Here is a 2678-nt window from a genome sequence, read left to right on the forward strand (position 1 = left end):
AAACTGAAATATATGAGAAATAGTGTGTTGGATATTATACGAGAATATAATGTATCTCTTGCCGGAATACGAGTAGCGGAGAGTAATTCACAAAATATGGATGTTTGTAGGTTGCATATTGAGGGAGTAATACAAGAAGCATTTTCAAGCAGCTCTGTTAAAAATTATTTTGTGGGGCGTAAGCGATCAATATCTTCGCGTTTAAATATCTCTACCACTGATTTTGATGACTACCTGAAAGGCAAACAAAATTATGACCTAGTTTTGAATTGGGAAGTATGTAAAACATCAGTTTCTCGAGAGTCGGTATTTGTAGCATTAGGGGCTTTATCATAATGTATGCTTATCAGTTGGCAGAGGTTTCATTTCGCAAAATTTCTGAAATAGGACAAGAAGGGAAGAACTCTAAGGTTTATCGTATCCATGACAGAAATATGGATGCAGAATTGGTTATTAAAGAAGTTGAAAAAAAATCAGGAGACTTTTCTCCTGACTATTTCGAAGAAGCACAAATTTTATATAAGAGTTCACACCCTAACGTTGTCCAAGTTAGTTATGTCTGTGAAGATGATAATAATGTCTATATTGCGACACCTTATTATAAAAATGGTTCTTTAAAGTCGTTAATGGCAACAAGGTTTCTAACAGTAAGAGAAATAATTAGATATTCAAGTCAATTCCTAAGTGGACTGCAAAACATTCACTCAAAAAAATTAATCCATTTCGACATTAAGCCTGATAATGTTTTGTTATCTGATCGAAATGAAGCTTTGCTGTCTGATTTCGGGCAAGCGAAACCAATTAACCTACATGGACTCGCTCAGCAGTCTAGACTCTATCAAAAGCAATACCCACCCGAAGTTTTTGGTAATTCATCACATACCTATGATAATCGATTTGATATTTATCAAGTTGGGCTTACTATGTATCGAATGTGTATAGGAGACGTTGCTTTTAACGAACAGCTTTCAAGATATACAACTTGGGAGGGGTTTGGTGGTGATGTTCGTAATGGTAAGTTTCCAGATCGGAAGGCTTATCCACTTCATATCCCTAAAAAATTGCAAACGGTAATCAATAAATGTTTAAAGCCAGATCCTGGTCAAAGGTATGGTTCACCGATTGAAGTTGTAAACGCACTTGCTGATATTGATGGCTCTATACTAGACTGGCAGTATACGCTCGAAGATGATAAGCGTATTTGGGAGCAAGAAGTTGATGGTACTCGGAAGTTTATTTCAGTATGTCAGCAGCTTACGTCTATTGCATACAAGCACAAAGCTTCATCGACGCCAAGGCGTGTACGAGAGTTCTGTAAAACTAAAATTAGCCATAATGATATTGTAGAGTTTTTAACTCAATGAAAAATATAAATTTCGAACCAAATAACAAGTTTATTAGTAGAGCGGATGTTGTCAATAACCTCCGCAAAACTTCGTTTTTGGACAAACTTCCTAAAGACTCCCCATCAATGTATGACAACTTACCTTCATTTAAACAATGTGTTGGTAAGTATGTTGATTTAAGTAAATAAGGTCAGCCATTAGAAACAATGGGGTATGGTCTTTAATTTTGAGTTTTCAGAAAAGTAGATAAAAGACAGAGGGTCAAGATTAAAGACCTGACCCTCGTAACTGTTGCTTACCTTACTAATAATCAATAGGTTGGGTTATGAGAAAATATCTATCTAAACTCTTGCTGTTTACTTCGTTAATTGTTGTTGGTTTACAATATGCTTGTATCTTGTATCTTGAAGCTTGAAGGTGAAGTGGCTCATTACCAGCTGTTATTTGATGAAATAGATCGTGAATTAGGTGAACTTTATTTTGAACGGCTAGATATTTGACAAGGTAACAAAAAGCCCGCTAACTAAGCGGGCTTTTTTGTATCTGTAGTATCACGAGTGAGACTTACATCCTCTGCCCGGACCAAACTACTTCACCGATGATTTCGAAATCTTCGGTGGCTAGTTCGTTGCGGGTGAGTTCCCATTCTTTATAGGTGCTGTTGTCGCTGACGACGTTTAATCCGGTTTTAGTAAGCTGCAGGCGTTTCACCATGAGCTGGCTATCGAATCTAAACATGTAAACCCCGTCACCGGAAAAATCTGTAACTCTGTTGACCATGATAATGGCTTGTTTTTTCGGGGGGGATACATGCTGTTACCACGAACGGGCATCAGGAATAGATTTTTTGCACTAACGCCATTTTAGTTATCGATAAATTTACAGCTAATACAGACCTCGTTTTCTTTATCCTCCTGGATAACCAGTGCGCCATGGCCGACGCTTACATCTACATCGTAAAAATCCAATGTGACAAAGTTATCAAAAAGTTGGGGATGTTTATGCTGGTCACTATTAGAACTAAGCTTGTACTCTGAACTCTTGGAATGTTTTTTACTTTTAAGGTTCAACGACGCCTATCTAAACGTGATACAAACTGAAAATAGTAAGTATTGAGTTGATTTTGGACGGAATAATCAAAGCTGCAAATATGATACTCAAGTGAGCGGCTTCCTGTATCAGCTTTTCTCCTTCTCCAATTTTCCCTTCTTTCTTTTGCGAAAATGCAGCCTATTTCGTTTGGTATTTCATTAATCGCAATTAGTTTGTTACTTTTAAACCACTCTTTCATTGATATAGGTCGTATCAATATTTCTTGAAATGTGCTTTATT

General features: G+C 36.8%; 3 protein-coding genes. 2 read left to right on the plus strand and 1 reads right to left on the minus strand.

Features of this window, described 5'->3' with window-relative positions:
- Together AC4GME_RS18610 and AC4GME_RS18615 are read left to right on the plus strand one after the other, a co-directional pair.
- Window positions 1–336, plus strand: a 336-nt coding sequence (locus tag AC4GME_RS18610) for a hypothetical protein (RefSeq protein WP_490380018.1), incomplete at its 5' end; no start/stop codon positions are given.
- The gene (locus AC4GME_RS18615) at window positions 336–1364 is read left to right on the plus strand and encodes a serine/threonine-protein kinase (protein WP_490380019.1); all 1029 of its coding nucleotides are present in this window, start codon (window positions 336–338) and stop codon (window positions 1362–1364) included. The genes AC4GME_RS18610 and AC4GME_RS18615, both read left to right, overlap by 1 nt.
- Before the next feature lie 546 nt (window positions 1365–1910).
- Here AC4GME_RS18615 and AC4GME_RS18620 read toward each other — a convergent pair.
- A complete protein-coding gene (locus AC4GME_RS18620) occupies window positions 1911–2084 on the minus strand; it encodes a S24 family peptidase (protein WP_490380020.1) in 174 nt (57 codons plus the stop codon).
- Window positions 2085–2678 lie beyond the last annotated feature (594 nt).

The organism is Psychromonas sp. (genome assembly GCF_983033635.1).

Excerpts from the sequence above, each read along its gene's own strand:
- AC4GME_RS18615 (WP_490380019.1), top strand. The coding sequence starts at position 336 with ATGTATGCTTATCAGTTGGCAGAGGTTTCATTTCGCAAAATTTCTGAA.
- AC4GME_RS18620 (WP_490380020.1), bottom strand. The coding sequence starts at position 2,084 with ATGTTTAGATTCGATAGCCAGCTCATGGTGAAACGCCTGCAGCTTACT.